Genomic DNA, 24,034 nt, shown 5'->3' on the forward strand with positions numbered 1-24,034 from the left:
CGGGAGATTCCATGCCGCATTCACCGGAAGACAAGAAGCGCGCCCTGACGCGTCTGCGCCGCATTCGCGGACAGGCCGAAGCGCTGGAGCGCGCGGTGGAGGCTGGCACGGAATGCGCGGCGCTGCTGCAGCAGATCGCGGCGTTGCGAGGCGCGGCCAACGGGTTGATGGCGGAAGTGCTGGAAAGTCATTTCCGCGAGACGTTCGGCCATGAAGCCAATGCCGATCCCGATACGCAAATCGACGAAATCATGCGGATTTTGCGCACCTATCTGAAATAGGCGCGCAACACACAACTGGAAGGGAAACATCGCCATGAAATCACGCGCAGCCGTCGCCTGGGAAGCGAAGAAGCCGCTCACGATCGAAACAGTCGAAATCGGTGGTCCACGGGCTGGCGAAGTGCTGGTCGAAATCATGGCGACAGGCGTTTGCCATACCGATGCCTACACGCTGTCGGGCCTCGATTCCGAGGGCAAATTCCCCGCCATTCTTGGCCATGAAGGCGCGGGCATCGTGCGCGAAGTAGGCGCGGGCGTGACCTCGGTCAAGCCGGGCGATCACGTCATTCCGCTCTACACGCCAGAATGCCGCCAGTGCAAGACCTGCCTGTCGCAGCGCTCGAACCTCTGCACGTCGATCCGCGCCACGCAAGGTCAGGGCCTCATGCCCGACAAGACCACGCGCTTTTCCTGCGATGGCGGTGAAGTTTTCCACTATATGGGCTGCTCCACCTTCTCCAATTTCACCGTTCTGCCGGAGATCGCAGTTGCGAAGGTGCGTGAAGACGCGCCTTTCGACAAGATCTGCTATATCGGCTGCGGCGTGACCACCGGCATCGGCGCGGTGATCTATACCGCAAAGGTTCGCCCGGGTTCCAACGTCGTCGTGTTCGGTCTCGGCGGCATCGGCCTCAATGTCATTCAGGGCGCCCGCATGGTGGGCGCTGACAAGATCATCGGCGTGGACATCAATCCGGCCAAGGTCGAGATGGCGAAGAAATTCGGCATGACCGACTTCATCAACCCGCGTGAGATCGGCAATGACAAGGTGGTGCAGGCCATTCAGGACCTGACCGATGGCGGCGCTGACTATTCCTTCGACGCAACCGGCAATACGGATGTCATGCGTCAGGCGCTGGAATGCTGTCATCGCGGCTGGGGTGAATCGATCATCATCGGCGTGGCCGAAGCGGGCAAGGAAATCGCCACGCGTCCGTTCCAGCTTGTGACGGGACGCGTCTGGAAAGGCACCGCCTTCGGCGGCGCGCGCGGTCGCACCGACGTGCCGAAGATCGTCGATTGGTACATGGAGGGCAAGATCAATATCGACGATCTTATCACCCACACCATGCCGCTCGATGAAATCAACACTGCCTTCGATCTCATGCATGAAGGCAAGTCCATCCGTTCGGTGGTTGTCTACTGATGGCTGAAAAGCTTCTCGTTTCCCGGTGGGACCAACTCGACAACCTGACCCCGCGCGCACTTTATGCGATGCTGAAGCTGCGCGTGGATGTCTTCGTGGTCGAACAGAAATGTCCCTATCCGGAGATCGACGGCAAGGATTTCGAGGCGTATCACCTGCGCATTCTCGACGGGGAAGAGCTTGCAGCGTCGCTGCGGGTTCTGCCGCCGGAACAGGATGGCAAGCCGGTGAAGATCGGACGCGTCGTCGTGGCGCCGGATTACCGGGGCTACAAGCTCGGCCAGCGTTTGATGAAAGAGGCCATCGAATTTGCGCAGGCCCGTTTTCCGGGTACGGCGATCGAGCTTGGCGGACAAAGCCATTTGCAGAAATTCTATGGCTCGTTCGGCTTCGAGGCGATTTCCGACGAATATCTCGAAGATGGCATTCCACATGTCGATATGCGTTTAGAACCAAGGGAAACGCTTGCCTGATGTTTCTGCTGCGCCGCCATATGTCGTTCTATCTTGCTGCCCTGGGCGGCGTTGCAGCTTTCATCATTGCGTGGCTTGTCGACAGGGAGCTCGCCCCCGTCATCGGGGCCAACTGCTTCTTCGTGTTCTATCTCGCGCTGACGCTCTTTGCGCTGCCAAAACTCACCGCAGCACAGCTGAAAAAACACGCCGCCAGCGCCGATGAACCGGTCTGGATCATCTTTCTTGTGACCTTCGCGACCGTGCTCGTCGCGGTCGTCTCGCTATTCATCCTGATCAACCGGCAGCCACAGGCCGATGCCTTCTCGCTGGTGATGACGCTGGCGTCGGTGCCGCTCGGCTGGTTTACCATCCACATGATGGCGGCGCTGCATTACGCGCATGCTTACTGGCAACCCGGCGAACCTGCCGGCAACGACAGCAGCCATGCCAGCCGCCATCGCGGCGGTTTCGAGTTTCCCGGCACACCGGAACCTTCCGGCTGGGATTTTGCCTATTTCGCCTATGTGATCGGCATGACGGAGCAAACGTCAGATACCAGCGTGACGACGCCTGCCATGCGCAGGATCACGCTGCTGCACAGCATCGTCTCCTTCTTCTTCAACACCGTTCTGGTCGCCGCTTCGGTCAATGTTGCGGTGGCGCTCGGAAGCTGAACAAAACCAGGAATTTTCCATGGAAACCATTTCAACCGCAAAGAGCTTTGGTGGAACGCAGGGCGTTTATCGCCACAAGAGCGCGACAAACCAGTGCGACATGACCTTTGCCGTTTTTTTGCCGCCGCAGGCCAAGGATGGACCGGTGCCGGTCCTATGGTATCTGTCTGGTCTCACCTGCACGCATCAGAATGTGATGGACAAGGGCGAATATCGGCAAATGGCCGCAGAATTGGGAATTGCCGTCATTTGCCCTGATACGAGCCCGCGCGGAGACGACATTCCCGATGAACCGGACAACTGGCAATTCGGCAAGGGAGCTGGATTCTACGTCGATGCGACGCAGGAGCCTTTTGCCAAAAACTACCAGATGTACAGCTACATCACGGAAGAACTGACCGATCTGGTGGCGCGCGAATTTCCGCTCGACATGGCGAGGCAGGCGATCACCGGTCATTCCATGGGCGGCCATGGCGCGCTGACCATCGCACTTAAAAACCCGGACCGCTTCAAGTCGGCCTCGGCCTTCGCGCCCATCGTTCAGCCTACGACGGCGGGCTGGTCCAGACCGGCGCTGGAAAAATATCTCGGCTCCGAAGAGCGGGCCTGGCGTAGCTATGATGCCACGCTGCTTATCGAGGATGGTTACCGCTTCCCGGAATTTCTGGTCGACCAGGGTACAGCCGACGGCTTTCTCGATGAAGGCTTGCGTCCATGGCTTCTGGAAGAAGCCTGCAGGAAAGCCGACATTCCCCTCACGCTCAACATGCGTGAAGGCTATGACCATTCCTATTTCTTCATCTCCACCTTCATGGGCGATCACCTCCACTGGCACGCGGAGCGTCTGAAGCGCTGATCAGCGCTTCAAAACCTTCATCGGCAGGCAGCCTTGCGGCTGGGTGGTGAGCTTTTGCACTGGCCAAGGCCTTGTCGTTTCGAGCACGTCGAAACGACGGCCGTCGAGCAGGACGGCAAGTGCAATCACGGCTTCCTGCAAGGCAAAGCTCGCGCCGATGCAGACGCGCGGGCCCGCCCCGAACGGCAGATATTGAAAGCGGTCTAGCCTCTCGCGGTTTTCGGGCCAGAAGCGTTCCGGCATGAAGGCATCCGGCTGATCCCAGTAGAGCCTGTGGCGGTGAATGACCCATGGCATGACCAGCACGGTGGCGCCCTTCGGGATTTTCAGATCGTCATATGTATCGTCGGTCGCGGCCTCGCGATTGATCGAGGGAGCGGGTGGATAAAGCCGCATCGCCTCCTCGAAGGCCGCGCGCGTGAAAGGCAGCGACGCCAGCCAGTCCTGCGGCGGCAGATCGCGCCCGCCCCGTGCAAAAAAGCCGTCGATTTCCGTCTCGATGCGTTCGCGCTCGCGTGGCGCCTTGGCGAGCAGATAGAGCGTCCAGCCCAGTGCGCGGGCGGTGGTCTCATGGCCAGCGCCAATGAAGGTGATGATGTTGTCCTCGATCTCGGAGCGGCTCAAGCCATCTGGCCTTTCGGCGCGCAAAAGCAGGGTAAGGAAGTCGCTCGGCACGTCCTCGCCCCTGTCCATGCGGGCTTTGCGCAGCGCGATGGTGTTTGAAACCAGTTCGCGGAAAAAGCCCAGCGATTGCTGTCCGCGCAGGCGCGTGAAGCGCGGCAGCCAGTCGGGCAGCCCCAGAAGGTCGAACGGATCGACCCGGCCCATGGTCTCAAACAGCCTGTCGATCTGATGGGCGAAATCATTGGGATCGCCCGCGATCTCGCCCGAAAACAGGGTTTCGGCGAGAATGTCGTAGGTCAGGAGCGTCATGTCATGGGCGACATCGGTAATCGTGCCGGGCGTCTTGTATCGTTCGGCGAAACGAAACGACCGGTCACGCATGGTCTCGGCGAAACCGCCGATATGGCGCGGCGTGAAAACCGGAGCCATGGCCTTTCGCGACCGCTTCCACACCTGCCCCTCGGCTGTCAGCAGACCGTCGCGCAGCAGCGGACGCAGCACGCGCTGGCGGATGGCGGACATGGGATAATTGGCGGCATTGTCGACCAGCACATGACGGATCAGCCCCGGATCGTTGGCAATGATGGTCTTCATGCCGAACCAGCTGACGGAAATCCAGCGCTCGTTATAGGAAGGCTCGCCCCAAAGCTCGAGCGGGTTCTTGTAGACGACCCGCATCATCTCGAAACGTCCCACGGGTTTTTCCCGCGGACGCGGTGCAGGCGGCACGAACGGTCCCGATCGGTCGCTCACATTCGCAATTTCCATCAAGCGTTCCTTTCGTCATGGAGCGCGTTTCGATCTGACGGGATCAGATCGCCGCTCCAGCTTCACTTTAGGCACAATCCGGTCGGATCATGCTTTAAACAGGTCGAGAACGCCCCCGTCAGACCAGATATAAGCGTCAATTGTGGCGGTTCCAGAAGCCGGACGGCAGCCGGATCGCCCTCATATGGACAGACTGCCGGAATCCCCGGCAAATTTACCGCCAGAATTTGGAAAAATGGCCGTTAGCACCTATATTAAAGCCATGTTTGTCGCGTGATTCGACATATCTTTGAAGCTGCATTCGCAGCGCGTTTTTCGAAAGATTTTCATGAGCGAGATGCCCGAGATGAATTCCGAAGCCCCCGCCGAATACGGCGCGGATTCCATTCGTGTTCTGAAAGGTCTGGATGCCGTTCGCAAGCGCCCCGGCATGTATATCGGCGACACGGATGACGGCTCCGGCCTGCATCATATGGTCTACGAGGTCGTGGACAATGCGATCGACGAAGCGCTGGCAGGACATGCCACGCTTGTGACCGTCACTCTCAACCCGGACGGTCCTGCACCGTGACCGACAACGGCCGCGGCATCCCGACCGATATCCATAAGGAAGAAGGCGTTTCGGCAGCCGAGGTCATCATGACCCAGCTTCACGCCGGCGGCAAGTTCGACCAGAATTCCTACAAGGTTTCCGGTGGTCTGCACGGCGTCGGCGTGTCGGTGGTGAACGCGCTGTCGATCTGGCTGAAACTGAAGATTCGTCGCGCCGGCAAGATCCACGAAATGAGCTTTACGCATGGCGTTGCCGATGCACCGCTTGTCGTGACGGGTGATGCGGGCGGTGAAACCGGCACGGAGGTCAGTTTCCTGCCTTCGCCGGAAACCTTCTCGATGGTCGAATTCGATTTCGATACGCTGGAGCGTCGCCTCCGTGAACTCGCCTTCCTCAATTCCGGCGTGCGCATCAAGCTTGCCGACCGCCGCCACGCCGATCTGGTGGAACACGAGCTGCACTATGACGGCGGGCTTGTCGAATTCGTGAAGTATATCGACCAGAGCAAGAAACCGCTTCTGGAAGAGCCGATCTATATCCGCAGCGAAAAAGACGGCATGACGGTCGAAGTCGCCATGTGGTGGAACGATTCCTACCATGAGAAGGTGCTGTGCTTCACCAACAACATTCCGCAGCGCGATGGCGGCACGCATCTGGCCGGTTTCCGTGGCGCGCTGACCCGTCAGGTGACGGGCTATGCCGATGCTTCGGGCATGACCAAGAAGGAAAAGGTCACGCTTACCGGCGATGATTGCCGCGAAGGCCTGACCGCGGTTCTTTCCGTCAAGGTTCCCGATCCGAAATTCTCGTCGCAGACCAAGGACAAGCTGGTTTCCTCGGAAGTTCGCCCCGTCGTGGAAAGCCTCGTCAACGAAGCGCTTTCGACATGGCTGGAAGAACATCCGGCAGGCGGCAAGGCCGTGGTCGAGAAGGTCATCCAGGCAGCCGCTGCCCGTGAAGCCGCCCGCAAGGCCCGCGACATCACCCGCAAGAGCAATCTCAGCGTCACATCGCTTCCGGGCAAGCTTGCCGACTGTCAGGAACGCGATCCGGCCAAGTCTGAAATCTTCATCGTCGAGGGTGACTCGGCAGGCGGTTCCGCCAAGAGCGGCCGTTCGCGCCAGAACCAGGCCATCCTGCCGCTGCGCGGCAAGATTCTCAACGTGGAACGCGTTCGCTTCGACCGCATGATCTCCTCCGATCAGGTCGGCACGCTGATTACCGCGCTTGGCACGTCGATCGGCAAGGATGAAACGCACGGCTTCAACCCGGACAAGCTGCGCTATCACAAGATCATCATCATGACCGATGCTGACGTCGACGGCGCGCATATCCGCACATTGCTGTTGACTTTCTTCTTCCGTCAGATGCCGGAACTGATCGAGCGCGGCCATATCTATATCGCGCAGCCACCGCTCTATAAGGTGTCGCGCGGCAAGTCCTCGCAATACATCAAGAACGAAGCGGCCTTTGAAGATTTCCTCATCGAGACAGGGCTTGAAGAAGCCACGCTGGAAATGGCAAGCGGCGAAGTTCGCGCCGGGCCGGACCTGCGTTCGGTGGTGGAAGATGCACGCACCATGCGTCAGCTTCTGGGCGGCCTTCACACGCGCTATGACCGCCGTGTCGTGGAACAGGCGGCCATTGCCGGACTGCTCAATCCGGATGCCTCCAAAGACAATGCGACCGCGCAAGCTTCCGCCGATATTGTTGCAAAGCGTCTCGACATGATCTCGGAAGAAACCGAGCGTGGCTGGACGGCCTATGTGACGGAAGATGGTGGCTACCGCTTCGAGCGCATGGTGCGCGGCGTGAAGGACATTGCCGTTCTCGACATGGCGCTGCTCGGTTCTGCCGATGCCCGCCAGATCGACCGTGTGGCTGCACGCCTTTCGGAAGTCTTTGCCGAACCGCCGGTGCTGCGCCGCAAGGACAAGGTGGAAACGCTTTCCGGTCCGATGGCCCTGCTCGATGCGATCTTCGCGACGGGCCGCAAGGGCCTGACCTTGCAGCGCTACAAAGGCCTGGGCGAAATGAACGCCGAACAGCTTTGGGAAACCACGCTTGACCCGAATGTGCGTTCGCTGCTGCAGGTCAAGGTGACGGATGCGACCGACGCGGATTCCTTGTTCTCGCGCCTGATGGGCGACGAAGTGGAGCCGCGCCGCGAGTTCATCCAGGAAAACGCGCTGAGCGTCGCCAATCTGGACGTTTGATAAAGAAAGCAACGGTGTATCGAGCACCGTTGCTTCCTATTGCCTGTCTTTCCTTCCCCGTAGGAATGGAAAGCAGGATAGCGGTAAACTGTGTAGCGCCGCGCCGAGCAGGATTGCCAGTCCGCCCACATAGCTGCGGGCGGACAGGTGCTCGCCGAGGATGCCGGCGGCGAAAACTGCGCTCCAGATCGGCTCGAGGGTATAGAGAAAGGCCGTGGTGACCGGCGGCACATAGCGCTGGAACATGATCGAGATCGCCGTGGGGATCACCGTGGTCGCGATCCCGACATAACAGGCGCTCCAGTACAATGACGGCTCCCGGTTCAGCAGGAGCCTTCCGCTGCCTATCACCAGCACGAGAATGCTGCCATAAGCAGCCATGGTCAGCAGTTCGGATGCAAAAATGATCCATACGTCCGCGTCATCATCCCGCGTTACACGTTCGGCAACGTAGATATAGCTGGTATAGGCCACGGCACCCAGCAGAGCGACAAGATTGCCGACAAATCGGTTTCCAAAGGCGGGCAGGACGAACAAGACACCAATTGCTGCAACGATACCGGCAATCCACGTCTTCCTCTCCGCCCCACGCCCCAGGAACAGCCATGCAAACGCAACCGCCAGAAGCCCGTTCAGGGCCGGAAACATTGCGGTTTCCGTCGCGGTGGTCAGATAGAGCGCGCCTGCGCTCAGCAACACTACCGCATAAAGGCTCGTGCCCGCGATCACGCCCCGCAGCAAATCACGTAGCGTGATATGGTGGATCAGGCAGGCGAGGATGAGGACTCCCACCGGAACAGTCCAGAGCAGCTCGAGAGTTGAGAACAGGAGCGGATCGGTTTCGATGATCCCCGGCTTGGCTACGGTATAGAACGACGCCCATAGAATGGGATTGAGGGCAAAAGCAAGGAGTGCGATCTTGCGCATCAGCCGTGCTTTCACTTAAAGCGCCGCACATCCATTGTGCATCGGAATGAACACATGGAATTCCAGAAACCCGCAGCAAAATGGCCATACATGCACCGCTCCATTGGCTGTGCGGCCGTCGGGAAAAATCAAGGAAGTATTATTTTAATCGGAAAGAGGAGTGCTGGCTATTATGTGAAATAGCCGCCTATAAATCCGCTCTTCTCGGACTTCCAGTGGACTGGCGGTTGACTCGCCCCTGATACCAGCCAAAACGACTGGAGCGTTTCTGATTGAGAAACGCTCCATCCGGTCAAATCACTCGCCGCGACGCTTCTTGCTGTAACCGCCGCCTTCGGGCTTTTTACCGCTCTTCTTGAAGCCGTCTTTCTTGAAGTCGTCTCCACGGGAGAAATCGCGCGGCTTGTCCCACTTGTCGCCCTTCGAGCGGTCGCCTTTGTAGCCGTCGCTCTTGTAGCCGTCGCGGAAGCCGCCTTCCTTGAACTTGTCGCCGCGCGGCTTGAAACCGCCCTTGCCTTCGCGCGGGGCAGCGTCGCCGCCTGCACCTGCAACAGCGGTGCGGATCACGAGACCCTTTTCGCCGGTGCCGCGTTCTTCGACCGAACGACGGAACTCGTCAGCCTTGGAGGCTGTAATTTCGAAGCGGGTTTCATTGTCGAAAATCTTGATCGATCCGACATCGCGCTTGGAAACATCGCCCGCCTTGCAGATCAGCGGCAGCAGCCATTTTGGATCGGCGCGATGTTTGCGGCCTGCGGACACCGAGAACCACACGCCGTCAAACTGTGCATTGCGGTCGAAACGTTCGCCCGGTTCGCCACGATCACGACGCTCGAAGCGGTCGCCACGGTCAGAACGCTCGCCTTTTTCAAAACGATCCCGGGGCTTCTTGCCGCCAACCGGATGCACCGGCGCGTCGGAAACTTCTTCCGCTGCCGGGTAGGAAGCCACTTCGCGGTTGAGGAAGGCACTCGCAATCTGCTCGGGCGTATAACGCTCGGTCAGCGCCTTCAGGAGATCCTGATATTCTTCTTCGACCGGCTGGTTGAAGACTTCGGCATTCAGGATGCGCTCATTGGTCTTGCCCTGAACCGCAGCAATGCTTGGCGCGGGGACCGTCTGCGCATCGAGCTTCGCCATATGCAGAAGGCGCTCGGCCGTGCGGCGGCGCGAGAACGGCACGACCAGCACGCAGGTGCCCTTGCGACCGGCGCGGCCGGTGCGGCCCGAACGGTGCAGCATCGTTTCAGGATTGTTCGGCAGATCGGCGTGGATGACGAGGTCGAGATTGGGCAGATCGATACCGCGCGCGGCAACGTCGGTTGCCACACAGACGCGGGCGCGGCCATCGCGCATTGCCTGAAGTGCATTGTTGCGTTCGGCCTGGCTCAATTCACCCGACAGCGCCACAACCGCAAAGCCACGATTGGAAAGCCGGCTTGCCATGTGCTTCACCGCTTCGCGGGTCGAGCAGAAAATGATCGAGTTCTGGCTGTCGTAATAGAGCAGCGTGTTGATGATCGCGTGGTCGCGCTCATGCGGCGGCACCGGCATGGCGACATAGTCGATGTCGGCGTGCTGGCTGGTTTCGCTCTGGACCGTGAGACGAAGCGCGTCGTTCTGGAAGCGCTTGGCAAGCTGGGCAATCGGCTTCGGCACGGTTGCCGAGAACATCAGCGTGCGACGATCTTCCGGCGCTTCGCCGAGGATGAATTCGAGGTCCTCGCGAAAGCCCATGTCGAGCATTTCGTCGGCTTCATCGAGAACAACCGCGCGCAGTTCCGACATGTCGAGGGCATCGCGGGTGATATGGTCGCGCAGGCGTCCCGGCGTGCCGACAACGATGTGGGCGCCACGTTCAAGCGCACGGCGTTCGGTGCGGATATCCATGCCGCCGACGCAGGATGCGATGCGCGCGCCGGTATCGGCATAGAGCCATTCCAGCTCACGGCGAACCTGAAGCGCCAGTTCGCGCGTCGGCGCGATGATCATGGCAAGCGGTGCACCGGCATCGCCGAAATGCAGCTCGTCTTCGAGGATGGTATTGGCCATTGCAAGGCCGAATGCGACCGTCTTGCCCGATCCGGTCTGTGCCGAAACGAGAAGATCGGCATCGAGCGTTTCGGATGCCAGAACGGCATTTTGAACGGCGGTGAGCGTATTATAACCGCGAGCGGCTAATGCTCCGGACAGAGCCGGAGCGATGGTTTCGGGCAAAGACATGAACCACTTTCACGAAAAAAGCTTCTCAAGCCGTATACCCATTGGTCGCGAACCACATGTCCACGACTCCCCTGACGACCACCGAAGCAACAGAATTAATGCTTCCCTATAGGGTTGGGCCGCTCAGGTCAACCGGCCAAACCTCAATGCGCCTCATCCCAGTTATGCGCTGCACGCGCATCGACATGCAGCGGCACTGCAAGCGAGACGGCAGGCATCGCCGCATTTTCCATGACGTGCCGAACCACGGAAACGGTCTTTTCGACTTCATTTTCCGGCACTTCGAAGATCAGTTCGTCATGCACCTGCAAAAGCATGCGGGCGGCAAGCTTTTCCTTCGCCAAGGCATCTTCCATGCGGATCATGGCACGGCGAATGATGTCGGCCGCAGAACCCTGGATCGGCGCATTGATGGCGGCGCGCTCGTTGAAGGCACGTATCTGCGGATTGGAGGCCCTGATATCCGGGTAGTGCGCACGGCGGCCGAAAATGGTTTCGACATAGCCATGCTCGCGCGCAAAGGCTTTGGTTGCTTCCATGTAATCCTTGATGCCGGGGAAGCGCTCGAAATAGGTGCGGATATATTGCCCGGCTTCCTCGCGCGGGATCGACAACTGGTTCGCCAGACCGAAGGCTGAAATGCCGTAGATGATGCCGAAATTGATCGCCTTGGCGCGGCGGCGCACTTCCGAAGGCATGCCCTCCACCGGCACACCGAACATCTCGGATGCGGTCATGGCGTGAATGTCGATGCCGTCTGCAAAGGCCTGCTTCAGTTGCGCGATATCTGCGACATGCGCCAGCACACGCAGCTCGATCTGGCTGTAGTCTGCAGAGATCAGCTTGTTGCCGGGTTCGGCGATGAAGGCCGTCCTGATCTTGCGGCCCTCTGCCGTGCGCACCGGAATATTCTGCAGGTTGGGATCGGATGACGACAGGCGACCGGTCGAGGTGGACGCCATCGCATAGCATGTATGAACGCGTCTGGTTGCAGGGTTTATGAACCCCGGCAACGCATCGGTATAGGTGGATTTGAGCTTGGTGAGCTGTCGCCAGTCCACGATCTTGCGGGGCAGCGGGTGGCCCTCGGCGGCAAGATCTTCCAGCACCTGCGCGGAGGTGGACCATTGGCCGGTCTTGGTCTTGGATGCGCCGGGCAGGCCCATCTTGCCGAACAGAATATCACCAAGCTGCTTGGGCGAACCGATGGTAAACCTCTCGCCTGCCAGTTCGTAGATCTCGTCTTCATAGGCCGCAGCAGCCTGCGCCAGATCGCCGGAAAGACGCGAAAGCACCTGACGGTCGACGGCGATGCCGCGCTCTTCCATGCGCGCCAGCACATCGACCAGCGGACGCTCCAGACGTTCATAAACCGACATCAGCCCTTCTGCGGCGAGGCGGGGTTTTAACACCTGCCAGAGGCGCAGTGTGACATCGGCATCTTCCGCCGCATAGGCCGTCGCCCGGTCGATATCGACCATATCGAACGTGACCGAACTCTTGCCGCTGCCCGCCACGTCCTTGTAGGCAATCGGCGTGTGACCGAGCCAGCGTTCGGACAGCGGGTCCATGCCGTGGCTGCCGGTGCCTGCGTCCAGCACATAGGAAATCAGCATCGTATCGTCGAACGACACGGTGTTGATCCCATAGCGCCGCATGATCAGCCAGTCATATTTCATGTTCTGCGCGATCTTGAGGACCGAAGCGTCTTCAAGCACCGTCTTCAAGGCGGCCAGCGCCTCGCCCAGCGGAATCTGTCCCTCCACCATGCCGCCGCCCAGAAGATCGCCCGCGCCGGATTTGTGCTGAAGCGGAATGTAAGCGGCTCTGCCCGGCGCAAGCGCCAGCGAAAAGCCGACCAGTTCCGCCTGCATCGGATCGACGGAAGTGGTTTCCGTGTCGAAAGCCATGAGGCCGATTTCCACTGCTTCGGCGAGCCACAGCTTCAATGTCGCGATATCGCGAATACAGGTATAGGCGCTGGTATCGACCTTTTGCGCACGCGCCGCTTCCGCGCGTCTGTCAGCAAGCGCGGTCGGTGTGTAGCCGGCTTCTGTTGTGGAAACGGTCACCGTTGCCGTCACGGCCACGACCGTCACTTCGCCATCCGCCTTCAGCGGAATATCCATGTCCGGCCCGTGAAGGTCGGCAGTGGACGCATCGGCGCCCCAGCCGGTCTCCACATGGCTCGGCTCCACCGAGGAAGCATCCGTATCAGTCGCCTCGGCAACACGGCGCGTAAGCGAGGTGAATTCCATGGCCTTGAGGAAACCGATCAGTTTCGGCCCGTTCTGCGGCTCCAGCACAAGCCCGTCCAGATCGACATCCAGCGGCACGTCGTTCTTGAGCGTCACCAGTTCGCGCGCAATCTTGGTCTGGTCGGCAAAGGCCAGAATATTCTCGCGGCGCTTGTTCTGCTTGATTTCCGAGGCGCGGGCCAGAAGCGTGTCGAGATCGCCGAATTCCTCCAGCAACTGCGCCGCGGTCTTTGGGCCGATGCCGGGAATGCCCGGCACATTGTCGGTGCTGTCGCCGGTCAGCGATTGCAGGTCGATCATCTTTTCCGGCGGAACGCCCCATTTCTCGATCACTTCCGGGATCGAAATCTGCTTGTCCTTCATGCTGTCATACATCGACACGCTTGGCGTCACGAGCTGCATGAGGTCCTTGTCGGACGAGACGATGGTGACATCGCCGCCCGCTTCCGCCGCAATGCGGGCGTAGGTCGCGATCAGGTCGTCGGCCTCGAAACCCTCCTTCTCGATGCAGGGCAGGTTGAAGGCGCGCGTCGCCTGACGGATGAGACCGAACTGCGGGATCAGGTCTTCCGGCGGCGCGGTACGGTTGGCCTTGTAATCGGGATAAAGCTCGTTGCGGAAGGTCTTCGACGAATAGTCGAAGATAACCGCGAAATGGGTCGGCACCACGCCCACATCCGTGTTGCGCGCATCCTTCAGGAGCTTCCACAACATGTTGCAGAAGCCCGAGACGGCGCCGACCGGCAGACCGTCCGTCTTGCGGGTCAGCGGTGGCAGGGCATGATAGGCGCGGAAAATGTAACCCGAGCCGTCAACGAGAAAGAGATGATCGCCTTTTTTCATACGGTAGAATTAGAGGAAAGCGGCGCCAAAGGAAACCGCTCCCTTGTCAGGAGAAACAACCGTCCACGTGAAAGAAACCGATCACGTCGCGATAACGGGTTTGTTACAGATTTGTAATCTTCCACGCCCTTGAATAGCCACAGTTGAAAGGCCAAATCCAGGTCATCGACAGTTCGTCGGTCGCCGGTTTTCTGACCCGTCCCCCGTTGGATGCCGGATGTTAGCGGCAGCCTCATTTCCCCTCTCCGGGCTGCCGCTTTGAGTGTAGTGATATGGCCGTTACGGTACCCCCCTCACCGTAACGGCCAATTCATTTTTCGGAGAACGGCTTTCCTTCAAATTGGGTTTCTTCTTGACGACGCTGGTTGTAGTGTGCCGCCAGTTTACGTTACGACTCGTCAGGAAATCTTCATGTCCCAGCAATCGTCTGCGCCATCGCTCGACAAAGTCCTCGCCCATCTCGACAACAATCTCGACAAGAGTCTCGATCGCCTGTTCGATCTCCTGCGGATCAAGTCGATTTCCACCGATCCGGCCTACAAGGCCGACTGCCGCAAGGCCGCCGAATGGCTGGTCGAGGATTTGAAGACGATCGGCTTCGATGCGAGCGTGCGCGATACGCCCGGCCATCCGATGGTGGTTGCCCATCATGAAGGCGCGACACCCGATGCCCCGCATGTGCTGTTCTACGGCCATTATGACGTGCAGCCGGTCGACCCGCTCAATCTTTGGGAAAACGACCCGTTCGAGCCTGCGATCAAGGATGTGGGAAACGGCCGCAAGATTCTGACCGGACGCGGTACATCCGACGACAAGGGCCAGCTCATGACCTTTGTGGAAGCCTGCCGGGCCTATAAGGCAGTGAATGGCAATCTGCCAGTCAAGGTAACGCTGCTGTTTGAAGGCGAGGAAGAATCCGGTTCTCCATCGCTCAAGCCTTTCCTCGACGCCAACAAGCAGGAACTGAAAGCCGATGTGGCGCTTGTCTGCGACACGGCCATGTGGGATGCGGAAACGCCTGCGATCAGCGTTGGCCTGCGTGGCCTCGTGGGCGAAGAAATCGTCATCAAGGCAGCAGACCGCGATCTGCATTCCGGCTTCTTCGGCGGTGCTGCGGCAAACCCGATCCATATCCTGACCAGGATTCTGGCTGACCTGCACGACGAAACCGGGCGCGTGACGGTGCCTGACTTCTACGAGGGCGTAGAAGAAACCCCGACGCAGATCCTGAAGTCCTGGGAAAGCCTCGGCCGCACGGCGGAAAATTTCCTCGGTCCGATTGGACTTTCCATCCCGTCCGGTGAGAAAGGCCGCAGCGTGCTGGAACTGACATGGGCGCGCCAACGGCGGAAGTCAACGGCATTACCGGCGGCTATACCGGCGAAGGCTTCAAGACAGTCATCGCCGCACAGGCTTCCGCCAAGGTTTCGTTCCGCCTCGTCCACAGCCAGGACCCGGTCAAGATTCGCGAATCCTTCCGCACCTTCGTCAAGGAACGCGTGCCCGCCGACTGTTCGGTGGAGTTCCATCCGCATGGCGGCTCGCCCGCCATCCAGCTGCCCTATGATTCACCGCTCGTTTCCAAGGCCAAGGACGCGCTTTCCGACGAATGGCCGAAGCCAGCCGTGCTGATCGCCATGGGCGGCTCGATCCCGATTGTCGGCGATTTCGACAAGTTCCTCGGCATGGAGTCGCTGCTGGTCGGCTTCGGTCTCGAAGATGACCGCATCCATTCGCCCAACGAAAAATACGAGTTGAACTCCTTCCATAAGGGACAGCGCTCATGGGCCCGCATTATGGCGGCTATCGCCGCCAAGTAGGGCACGCATCATGGCGGCTATCGCCGCCAAATAAGGACAGTTAAATGACAATCCGTTTTCATAAGAACGATCTGCCGAACCTCGATCATTATCAGGTCGATGCGGTCGCCATCGACACCGAAACGCTGGGCCTGAACCCGCATCGCGACCGGCTTTGCGTGGTGCAGATTTCGCCCGGCGACGGCACGGCGGATGTGATCCAGATCGAAGCAGGACAAAAGAAAGCGCCAAATCTGGTCAAGCTTCTGAAAGATCGCTCGATCACCAAGATCTTTCATTTCGGTCGCTTCGACCTAGCCGTACTGGCGCGCGCATTCGGCACCATGCCGCAGCCCGTGTTCTGCACAAAGATCGCATCGAAGCTGACCCGTACCTATACGGACCGTCACGGTCTGAAGGAGCTTTGCAACGAGCTTCTCGACGTTTCGATTTCCAAGCAGCAGCAATCGTCGGACTGGGCGGCGGAGACGCTGTCGGCGGCACAGCTCGAATATGCGGCTTCTGACGTGCTTTACCTGCATCGCCTGAAAGCCGTGCTTGAGCAGCGGCTAGAGCGCGACGGCCGTGCCAAGCAGGCCGAAGCCTGCTTCAAGTTCCTGCCGACACGCTCGGAACTCGATCTCATGGGCTGGCCGGAAGACGATATTTTCGCGCATAGCTGAGGCTTGCGTGAAAAGCTCTTCAACCATCAAACGGCGGCGGCAGCCGCCGTTTTCTTTTGCGGAACCTCATCGATATAGGCCCAGGCCGGACGGCGGAACAGAAACCGACCGTAGCCGCTCCACTGGATAAGGCCATAAAGAATGACCGGACCGACGACGCCGCTCGCCGTGGTCAGAAGCGAGACGGTACCGATATCGCCCACGTCGAGTTTCAGCAGCACCGTGCGGGCAATGGCCATCGGCAGGAAGAAAGCCAGATAGACGACGATCGAATGCGCGCCGAGCCAGCTCAGGCCCCGATGCAGCCAGCTGCCAGCTGGCAGAAGGCTCAAGAGCGAGGAGATGGAGATGATCGCCAGCGCCCCCACCAGACCCAGCAGGAGTGAGACGACCGGCAGATCGCTGACCGCGCCGCGTCCGTCCAGAAGATCACCTGCCGGCGATATCAGCGCGGCGAGACTTTCCGGCACCGGCATGAAGATGAGCATATATTCGACGAGCCCCCAGACGAGCAGTCCGGCAATGCCGATGAGTGGTCGCTGGCGCAGCCAGTCTGCAACCCGGAAGATGGCGGGAGCAAAGGCATAGCCCGCATAGAAATAGACGAACCGCGAGCAGAACTCGTCCACCATGACCCAGCCGGTGTGGATCGGCAGGATTTCCAGCAGTGCCAGCACCGTAAAGGTCACCCCCGCCGGAACGCGCTTCAACAGCCGCGTCGCAATGAAGAAAACGGGCAGGATATAGATGAACCAGAGCGTGCCGAACGGCTCGATGAAAGCCATCAGATAGGCATTCACCACACCCGAAATTCCGGCTTCGCTGGCGATGCCGGGTGCCTTGAATGCGAACTGGATCGTGAGCCAAAGAATGTAGAAATAGAGGAAGTGCACCACCTTGCGGTCGAGATAGCGCCGCCAGGGCCGGTCAATGACGAGACCGAGGAACAGGCCTGAAATCATGAAGAAATCCGGCATGCGGAAGGGCTTGGCGAAGGCCACCACATAGTGCATCCAGCCTTGCGCACCGGCAGCCTTCTCCACGCCGAGCGTCGAATGCATCATGACCACGAAGATGATGCAGATGCCCTTTGCAATATCGACCCAGTCGACCCGCTCCCTTACGCCCGTCATGCCATGCATTTCCATGTTCCCCGCAAGTTTTCCTGCCCTCTATAACCTGAATGGCGGCATAATCACATCCCGAAGAACTTGCGCCTGCCTGCGCCATATTGCGCCTGTCTCCGGTCGAGACTCATCACAAGCGGATCACGGGAACGTGTACTGCGGGGGCGACATTCCCCTTGCTGTGTCCCGTTTGCTACAGACTTTTGACAGCAATCGCTTATATTGGGGATAAATATTGGTTCTGAGACTTTCCTTCAGGAGGTTTATCATGAAGCTCAAGGCCCTTCTTCTTGCATCGACTGTCGCCCTTGTGGCCGCTACGGGCGCAAAGGCTGCCGACGCCGTCATCGAACAGGAACCAGCTCCTGTTGTAGTTGCTCCGTCCTTCACCTGGACCGGCGCCTATATTGGTGGCCAGATCGGCTACGGCTGGGGCAAGTCGAACTTCGACGGCGATGCGTTCAGCTATGGCAATGTCAAGCCGGATGGTTTCCTCGGCGGCGTTTATGCCGGTTATAACTTCGACCTCGGCAACAACGTCGTTCTCGGTATCGACGGCGACGTGACCTATAACGACGTCTCCAAGGATATCGACGTATTCGCCGGCGGCGTCCCAGTTGGCGATTTCGAAACCAAGCTTCGCTGGTCCGGTGCCGTTCGCGCCCGCGTCGGCTATGCGGTTGATCGCTTCATGCCTTACCTTGCTGGCGGTGTGGCCTTCGGCAACATCAAGAACAGCGGCAGCATCGACAATATCGGCAGCTTCTCCGAAAGCAAGACGCTCACCGGCTGGACCGCAGGTGCCGGCGTGGATTACGCCGCGACCGACAACCTGATCGTTCGCCTTGAATATCGCTACACCGACTACGGCGACAAGGACATCGACTTCGGTGGCCTGAACATCAATCAGGACTTCAAGACCAACGAAGTTCGCCTCGGCGTCGCATACAAGTTCTAAGCTCCAGGCAGCTTGTGATTGTGAAAGGCCCCACTCCGGTGGGGCCTTTTTTTGTGCATTGAAGATTTACGTCCCTTTAAACTGCCGCATTTACCCTGCACCGCATTAGGCCCTATTTGCTTTTGCGGCGCAAAACCCCGTAAAGCACGCAGACATTGTTCAAAATGACCGGTCCGCATCACGGCATGGACCGGCAATCGGGTGGGCGGCTCCAGACTGACATGGCATCGCGTGACGACAAAAACCGGCGCATCGAACCTTCCTTCGGTGGCGAAGAGAAAGAAGACGATGAGGTTTTTCGCGTAGACGAGGAGGACCGCATGGCTCGCTCGCAGCAGCGCCGACGCAGGCAATCGGATGGACCGGAACCGCGCGCCTCGCGCCGCGGCAAGAAGAAGCCGCGTGGCTTCTTCGGCTTTGTGCGCCGCTCGATCTACTGGTGCCTGGTGCTGGGTCTGTGGGGCGGCATCGCCTTTGCGAGCATGCTGGTCTATTTCGCGGCCAAGATGCCACCGACGACCGACTGGGCCATTCCCGATCGTCCGCCCAATGTGCGCATCGTCGACGTCAACGGCAACCTGATCGCCAATCGCGGCACGACCGGCGGCGAGGCGGTCACCCTGCAGGAGATGTCTCCTTTCATCCCGAAGGCCGTCATCGCCATCGAGGATCGCCGCTTCTATTCGCATTTCGGCATCGACCCCATCGGCCTTGCCCGCGCGGTTGTAACCAATGTCGTTTCTGGTCGCGCCGTTCAGGGCGGCTCGACCCTCACGCAGCAGCTTGCCAAGAACCTGTTTCTTTCGCCCGACCGCACGCTGGAACGCAAGGTGCAGGAAGTCATGCTCGCCCTGTGGCTGGAGCACAAATACACCAAGGACCAGATTCTGGAGATGTATCTGAACCGGGTTTATCTCGGTTCCGGCGCTTTCGGCGTCGATGCAGCCTCGCGGCGTTATTTCAACAAGTCCGCCAAGGAGGTGAACCTGATGGAAGCGGCGACCCTGGCCGGTCTCCTGAAGGCTCCGTCACGCCTGTCGCCTGCCCGCGATCCGGAAGCCGCCGCCGCGCGCGCCAAGCTGGTGCTGGGCGCGATGCGTGAGGAAGGCATGATCGACGACAGCCAGATGGCCATCGCCGAAAGCGAACCGCCGACACGGGCGCCTTCCTACTGGCAGGGCTCGGAAAACTATGTCGCCGACAAGGTGGTGGCCGCGCTGCCCGAACTGATCGGTGAGGCGAAGGACGACATTACCGTTCACACCACGATCGATCTCAACCTGCAACGCGCAGGCGAAGAGGCTATCAAGGACCAGATTTCCCAGAACGGCAAAAAGATGAATGCGAGCCAGGGCGCGCTGGTTTCCATCGACAGCACCGGCGCGGTTCGCGCCATGGTCGGCGGGGTCGATTATGCCACCAGCCAGTTCGACCGTGTGACGGATGCCCGCCGCCAGCCCGCCTCCTCCTTCAAGCCCTTCGTCTATCTGACGGCGCTTGAACAGGGCCGCACACCGGACTCCGTGCGCAACGACGCACCGGTCCGCATCGGCAAATGGACCCCCAGCAATGACAACGGCAAATATATGGGGCAGGTGACGTTGGCCACAGCACTTTCCCACTCGCTGAACTCCGTCGCCGCACAGCTCGTCATGGAAGTCGGTCCGCAGACCGTGATCGACACGGCGCACCGGCTCGGCGTTCAGTCGAAACTCGAGGCCAACGCCTCGCTGGCGCTTGGCACATCGGAAGTGACATTGCTGGAACTGACCGATGCTTATGTGCCATTTGCCAATGGAGGCTATCGCGCGCCGGTCTATTTCATAACCAAAGTGACCGATTCCGAGGACAAGGTTCTCTACCAGAAGGAAGATGGCGTCGGGCCGCGCGTCATAGACGAGCGCAATGTGGGCATGATGAACGCGATGCTGCGGCGCACCGTCGAAGACGGGACCGCAAAGCGCGCCGCCTTCGGCTGGCCCGCCGCAGGCAAGACCGGCACCAGCCAGAATTTCCGCGATGCATGGTTCGTCGGCTATACCGCCAACCTCACGACCGGCGTGTGGTTCGGCAATGACGATGGCAAGGGCATGAAGCGCGTGTTCGGCGCGACCTTGCCGGTCGCCGCCTGGAAAAGCTTCATGAAGGAAGCGCACAAGGGCGTGCCGATCGCCGAGCTTCCCGGCCATTACGACATCCAGAACATCGTTCCCGGCGGCAGCGACGGCATCGACCCGAATGCACCTTACGATCCAAGCATGATGCCGCAGGATCCCTATGGCGGCCAGCCGATGGCGGGTAATGGCGATGACGGCTATTGGCCGCCTGCCCCGGATTCCACGATGCGCGGCACCGTCCAGCAGCCCGGTGCTGTGGCCTACCCGGCCAATGCCAATGACGATTTCCGTCCGTTGCCCCCCGGGGATGTCGGCGGCGGACAACCGCAACAATCGGGAAAATCCACGACACTGCTCGATATCATAATGGGGAACTCGCAATAGACCTTAGCAACAAAAGTCATTTTAGAAGGAAGGCAGAGAATGAATAGTTCATCGAAACCGGTCTGCCGGATCGTCCGTCCCGGAAACACTTATTCCGGGAAACAGGGCCTTGATTATTTTGAAGGAATTGCAGCCGAAACTGTCGGTTCGGAAGGCATTTGCATGCATCTTCTGACCATCCCGCCGGGTGCCCGCGCCAAGGCCCATCTTCATGCTTCCCACGAGACGGCGATCTATGCACTTTCCGGCGAAACGCATTGCTGGTTCGGCGAAAAGCTTGAGGAGCATGTCATCGTTCGCGAAGGGGAGATGTTCTACATTCCGGCAGGCGTCCCGCATCTTCCGGCCAATCTCAGCGACAAGCCCGCGACAGCCATAATAGCGCGAACCGATCCAAACGAGCAGGAAAGCGTCGTCCTGTTGCCGGAGCTGGAGCAATACGTTCCGCGCTGAGCAAGCCATGAGCGCCGGTTCCCGATGAATTTCACTCACCGGGAACTGGTGAACCATGCAGTAGCTCTCACTTTTCAGAATGTGCTCCGATTCCCCTCGAAATCTTGAGCGGCTTGGTCTATTCAAGATCGGAGAGCGAGGTTTCCATGTCCCCAGTCACCAAAACAGACGTTGCCGGTTCCGATACTTCCAAGGCAGATGCCGAACGCAAGACGCTGGTCCTGACCGGCGCCAGCCGTGGTATCGGCCACGCGACAGTGAAGCGCTTTTCGCGCGCCGGGTGGCGCGTCATCACCTGCTCGCGACAGGATTTTTCCGACAATTGCCCGTGGCCGGCCGGCCCGGAAGATCACATCAAGGTGGACCTCGCCGATCAGGAGGATGTCGGCAAGGCAATTGCCGAAATCCGCCGCCGCCTCGAAGCCGATGGCAGCAAGCTTCATGCACTGGTCAACAATGCCGGCATTTCGCCCAAGGCGGAAGGCGGACGCCGCATGAATTCCATCGAAACGCCGATGGCGGTCTGGCGCGACGTGTTTCAGGTGAACTTCATGGCCCCGATCATGCTGGCGCGCGGCCTGTTCAAGGAACTGGAAGCGGCGCAAGGCTCGGTCGTCAATGTGACCTCTATAGCTGGCAGCCGCGTGCACCCCTTCGCTGGCACAGCCTATGCGACATCCAAGGCCGCACTCGCCGCGCTTACCCGCGAGATGGCATCCGATTTCGGCCCCTATGGCATTCGCGTCAATGCCATCGCGCCGGGCGAGATCGATACGGCGATCCTTTCGCCGGGAACCGACAAGCTGGTTGAACAGCTTCCCATGCGCCGCCTCGGCAAGACATCGGAAGTGGCGGAAACCATATACTTCCTTTGCTCCGAAGCCTCATCCTATGTGACCGGCTCGGAAATCCATATCAATGGCGGCCAGCACGTCTGACACCATGCAAGGCGCGGAGATTGAAATTCTCCGCGCTTTTTGTTTATCTCCATTCAATCGATTTAGAACCAGAGAAACGACCGATGATCCTTTGCTGCGGTGAATCCCTGATCGACATGCTGCCCCGTGAAACCGCAGCGGGCGAGACCGCGTTTCAGCCCTTTGCAGGCGGTTCGGTTTTCAATACGGCCATTGCGCTTGGGCGTCTCGACGTTCCGACCGGATTTTTCTCGGGCATCTCGTCGGATTTTTTCGGCGAGATATTGCGCGACACGCTGGCGCGCTCCAATGTCGATTATTCCTTCGCCGCCATCTCGGATCGTCCGACGACACTGGCTTTCGTGCGTCTGGTGGATGGGCAGGCCCGCTACGCCTTCTACGACGAGAACACGGCGGGCCGCATGCTGGCCGAGAGCGACATGCCCTATGTCGACGACACTGTCGACGCCATGCTGTTTGGCTGCATCAGCCTGTTTTCCGAGCCGTGCGGCAGTGTCTATGAGGCGTTGATGACGCGCGAGGCGCCTAAGCGGGTCATGTTCCTCGATCCGAATATCCGCACCAGCTTCATCACTGACCGCGAAAGGCATCTGGCCCGCATGAAGCGCATGATCGCGCTTGCCGATATCGTCAAGCTTTCCGACGAAGACCTGGACTGGTTCGGCGAAAAGGGCAGCCACGATGAAATCGCCGCCGAATGGCTGAAGCTTGGGCCTAAACTGGTGGTCATCACCAAGGGTGCGCATGGGGCCGAGGCCTATACCGCGCGGGCAACCGTGCGCGTGCCCGGCGTGAAAGTGGACGTGGTCGACACGGTTGGCGCAGGCGATACGGTCAATGCGGGCATTCTCGCCAGCCTTCACAATCAGGGCCTACTCGACAAGGATGCGCTCGCGGACCTTACCGAAGACCAGATTCATTCCGCTGTCGCGCTAGGGGTGCGGGCTGCTGCCGTAACCGTCGCCCGCGCAGGGGCGAACCCGCCATGGGCGCATGAGATGAAGGATTGACGCACGGCAAAGCCGTGACATGATGCCCGCACGAGCATTGCCAGTTCGCCATTACCATTAAGGGCATTTCCAGCAAAAGTGCGAAGCGGTTTTGCGCGGACAATGCGCAAAGGAAAGCTGACGCATCATGAGCATCGAATTTCTGCTGACATCCTTCATCATAGTTGCGTCGCCGGGCACCGGCGTGCTGGTAACGCTTGCGGCAGGCCTTTCCCGTGGCGCACGCGCCTCAGTCATTGCCGCGCTCGGCTGCACGCTTGGCATCGTGCCGCACATGCTGGCTGCCGTGACCGGGCTTGCTGCCCTGCTCCATGCCAGCGCACTGGCTTTCGAGCTGATCAAATATGCGGGCGTCGCCTATCTGCTCTATATGGCCTGGATGACGCTCAAGGAGCACGGCACGTTGAAAATCGAGACCGATGACGCGCCGCGTTCAGACCGGGAAGTCATCCGGTCTGCGATCCTCGTCAACCTTCTCAACCCCAAACTGTCGATATTCTTCTTTGCCTTCCTGCCGCAATTCGTGAATACGCAGCAGGGCGCAACGGTGGCGCGCATGGTCGAACTGTCGCTCGTCTTCATGGCCATGACATTCGTGGTGTTTGCGATCTACGGTGTCTTTGCCGCTGCCGTCCGTAACCAGATCATCTCACGCCCCGCCGTGCTCGCATGGATGCGCCGCAGCTTTGCAGCCGCCTTCGTCGCGCTCGGGGCCAAACTCGCACTGACCGAACGATAGA

17 protein-coding genes and 2 pseudogenes are annotated in these 24,034 nt (G+C 59.6%); 14 read left to right on the forward strand and 5 right to left on the reverse strand.

The window, feature by feature from the left end; all coding sequences use genetic code 11:
* The first annotated feature begins 11 nt into the window (after nt 1-11).
* The 5 genes from ACS5UA_RS05345 to fghA are packed head-to-tail and all read left to right on the forward strand — an operon-like array spanning nt 12 to nt 3,413.
* On the forward strand, nt 12-281 hold the full coding sequence (locus ACS5UA_RS05345) for a metal/formaldehyde-sensitive transcriptional repressor (RefSeq protein WP_006470917.1): 270 nt from the start codon (nt 12-14) through the stop codon (nt 279-281).
* Nucleotides 282-315: 34 nt separating this feature from the next.
* The gene (locus ACS5UA_RS05350) at nt 316-1,428 is read left to right on the forward strand and encodes an S-(hydroxymethyl)glutathione dehydrogenase/class III alcohol dehydrogenase (RefSeq protein WP_021586396.1); all 1,113 of its coding nucleotides are present in this window, start codon (nt 316-318) and stop codon (nt 1,426-1,428) included.
* Entirely contained in the window at nt 1,428-1,901 is a 474-nt protein-coding gene (locus tag ACS5UA_RS05355; RefSeq protein WP_262074633.1) for a GNAT family N-acetyltransferase, read from the forward strand. Before ACS5UA_RS05350 ends, ACS5UA_RS05355 begins: the two co-directional genes overlap by 1 nt.
* On the forward strand, nt 1,901-2,557 hold the full coding sequence (locus ACS5UA_RS05360) for a DUF1345 domain-containing protein (RefSeq protein ID WP_443101214.1): 657 nt from the start codon (nt 1,901-1,903) through the stop codon (nt 2,555-2,557). The genes ACS5UA_RS05355 and ACS5UA_RS05360 overlap by 1 nt, the downstream gene beginning before the upstream one ends.
* 19 nt (nt 2,558-2,576) lie before the next feature.
* Nucleotides 2,577-3,413 (forward strand): S-formylglutathione hydrolase, encoded by an 837-nt coding sequence (fghA, locus tag ACS5UA_RS05365; RefSeq protein ID WP_262074630.1) that lies wholly within the window; start codon nt 2,577-2,579, stop codon nt 3,411-3,413.
* Here fghA and ACS5UA_RS05370 read toward each other — a convergent pair whose 3' ends face one another.
* Nucleotides 3,414-4,805, reverse strand: a complete 1,392-nt coding sequence (locus tag ACS5UA_RS05370; protein ID WP_443101215.1) for a cytochrome P450 — start codon at nt 4,803-4,805, stop codon at nt 3,414-3,416.
* Between the two features lie 328 nt (nt 4,806-5,133).
* On the opposite strand from ACS5UA_RS05370, the pseudogene gyrB reads away from it, so the two are divergent.
* Nucleotides 5,134-7,574, forward strand: a pseudogene (gene gyrB, locus ACS5UA_RS05375) (DNA topoisomerase (ATP-hydrolyzing) subunit B).
* 36 nt (nt 7,575-7,610) lie between these two features.
* On the opposite strand, the gene ACS5UA_RS05380 reads toward gyrB, so the two are convergent.
* From ACS5UA_RS05380 to polA, 3 genes are all read right to left on the reverse strand, one after another.
* Nucleotides 7,611-8,516: a DMT family transporter gene (locus ACS5UA_RS05380; RefSeq protein WP_151567097.1), complete on the reverse strand. Its 906-nt coding sequence runs from the start codon at nt 8,514-8,516 to the stop codon at nt 7,611-7,613.
* Nucleotides 8,517-8,798: 282 nt separating this feature from the next.
* Nucleotides 8,799-10,724 (reverse strand): DEAD/DEAH box helicase, encoded by a 1,926-nt coding sequence (locus tag ACS5UA_RS05385; RefSeq protein WP_262074623.1) that lies wholly within the window; start codon nt 10,722-10,724, stop codon nt 8,799-8,801.
* A 143-nt stretch (nt 10,725-10,867) separates the two neighbouring features.
* Nucleotides 10,868-13,825, reverse strand: coding sequence for a DNA polymerase I (polA, locus tag ACS5UA_RS05390; protein ID WP_262074621.1), 2,958 nt, complete (start codon nt 13,823-13,825; stop codon nt 10,868-10,870).
* Nucleotides 13,826-14,236: 411 nt separating this feature from the next.
* Here polA and ACS5UA_RS05395 point away from each other — a divergent pair.
* Both ACS5UA_RS05395 and ACS5UA_RS05400 read left to right on the forward strand, forming a co-directional pair.
* Nucleotides 14,237-15,645, forward strand: a pseudogene (locus ACS5UA_RS05395) (dipeptidase).
* A gap of 44 nt (nt 15,646-15,689) precedes the next feature.
* Nucleotides 15,690-16,307 carry a ribonuclease D gene (locus tag ACS5UA_RS05400; protein WP_262074618.1) on the forward strand — a complete coding sequence of 206 codons (618 nt, stop codon included), beginning with the start codon at nt 15,690-15,692 and terminating at the stop codon, nt 16,305-16,307.
* A 26-nt stretch (nt 16,308-16,333) separates the two neighbouring features.
* On the opposite strand, the gene ACS5UA_RS05405 is transcribed toward ACS5UA_RS05400, so the two are convergent.
* A complete protein-coding gene (locus ACS5UA_RS05405) occupies nt 16,334-17,455 on the reverse strand; it encodes an acyltransferase family protein (protein ID WP_262074616.1) in 1,122 nt (373 codons plus the stop codon).
* Between the two features lie 247 nt (nt 17,456-17,702).
* On the opposite strand from ACS5UA_RS05405, the gene ACS5UA_RS05410 reads away from it, so the two are divergent.
* From ACS5UA_RS05410 to ACS5UA_RS05435, 6 genes are all read left to right on the forward strand, one after another.
* Nucleotides 17,703-18,392 carry an outer membrane protein gene (locus ACS5UA_RS05410; protein ID WP_021586405.1) on the forward strand — a complete coding sequence of 230 codons (690 nt, stop codon included), beginning with the start codon at nt 17,703-17,705 and terminating at the stop codon, nt 18,390-18,392.
* A 221-nt stretch (nt 18,393-18,613) separates the two neighbouring features.
* A complete protein-coding gene (locus ACS5UA_RS05415) occupies nt 18,614-20,893 on the forward strand; it encodes a transglycosylase domain-containing protein (protein WP_262075763.1) in 2,280 nt (759 codons plus the stop codon).
* Between the two features lie 39 nt (nt 20,894-20,932).
* On the forward strand, nt 20,933-21,346 hold the full coding sequence (locus ACS5UA_RS05420; protein WP_021586407.1) for a cupin domain-containing protein: 414 nt from the start codon (nt 20,933-20,935) through the stop codon (nt 21,344-21,346).
* A 146-nt stretch (nt 21,347-21,492) separates the two neighbouring features.
* Nucleotides 21,493-22,284 carry an SDR family NAD(P)-dependent oxidoreductase gene (locus tag ACS5UA_RS05425; protein ID WP_006470925.1) on the forward strand — a complete coding sequence of 264 codons (792 nt, stop codon included), beginning with the start codon at nt 21,493-21,495 and terminating at the stop codon, nt 22,282-22,284.
* Nucleotides 22,285-22,367: 83 nt separating this feature from the next.
* Nucleotides 22,368-23,294 (forward strand): carbohydrate kinase family protein, encoded by a 927-nt coding sequence (locus ACS5UA_RS05430; RefSeq protein ID WP_262074613.1) that lies wholly within the window; start codon nt 22,368-22,370, stop codon nt 23,292-23,294.
* Nucleotides 23,295-23,421: 127 nt separating this feature from the next.
* Nucleotides 23,422-24,033, forward strand: a complete 612-nt coding sequence (locus ACS5UA_RS05435) for a LysE family translocator (protein ID WP_006465844.1) — start codon at nt 23,422-23,424, stop codon at nt 24,031-24,033.
* Nucleotide 24,034 lies beyond the last annotated feature (1 nt).

This window comes from Brucella sp. RRSP16, assembly GCF_052246815.1.
Taxonomy (GTDB): Bacteria; Pseudomonadota; Alphaproteobacteria; order Rhizobiales; family Rhizobiaceae; genus Brucella; species Brucella intermedia.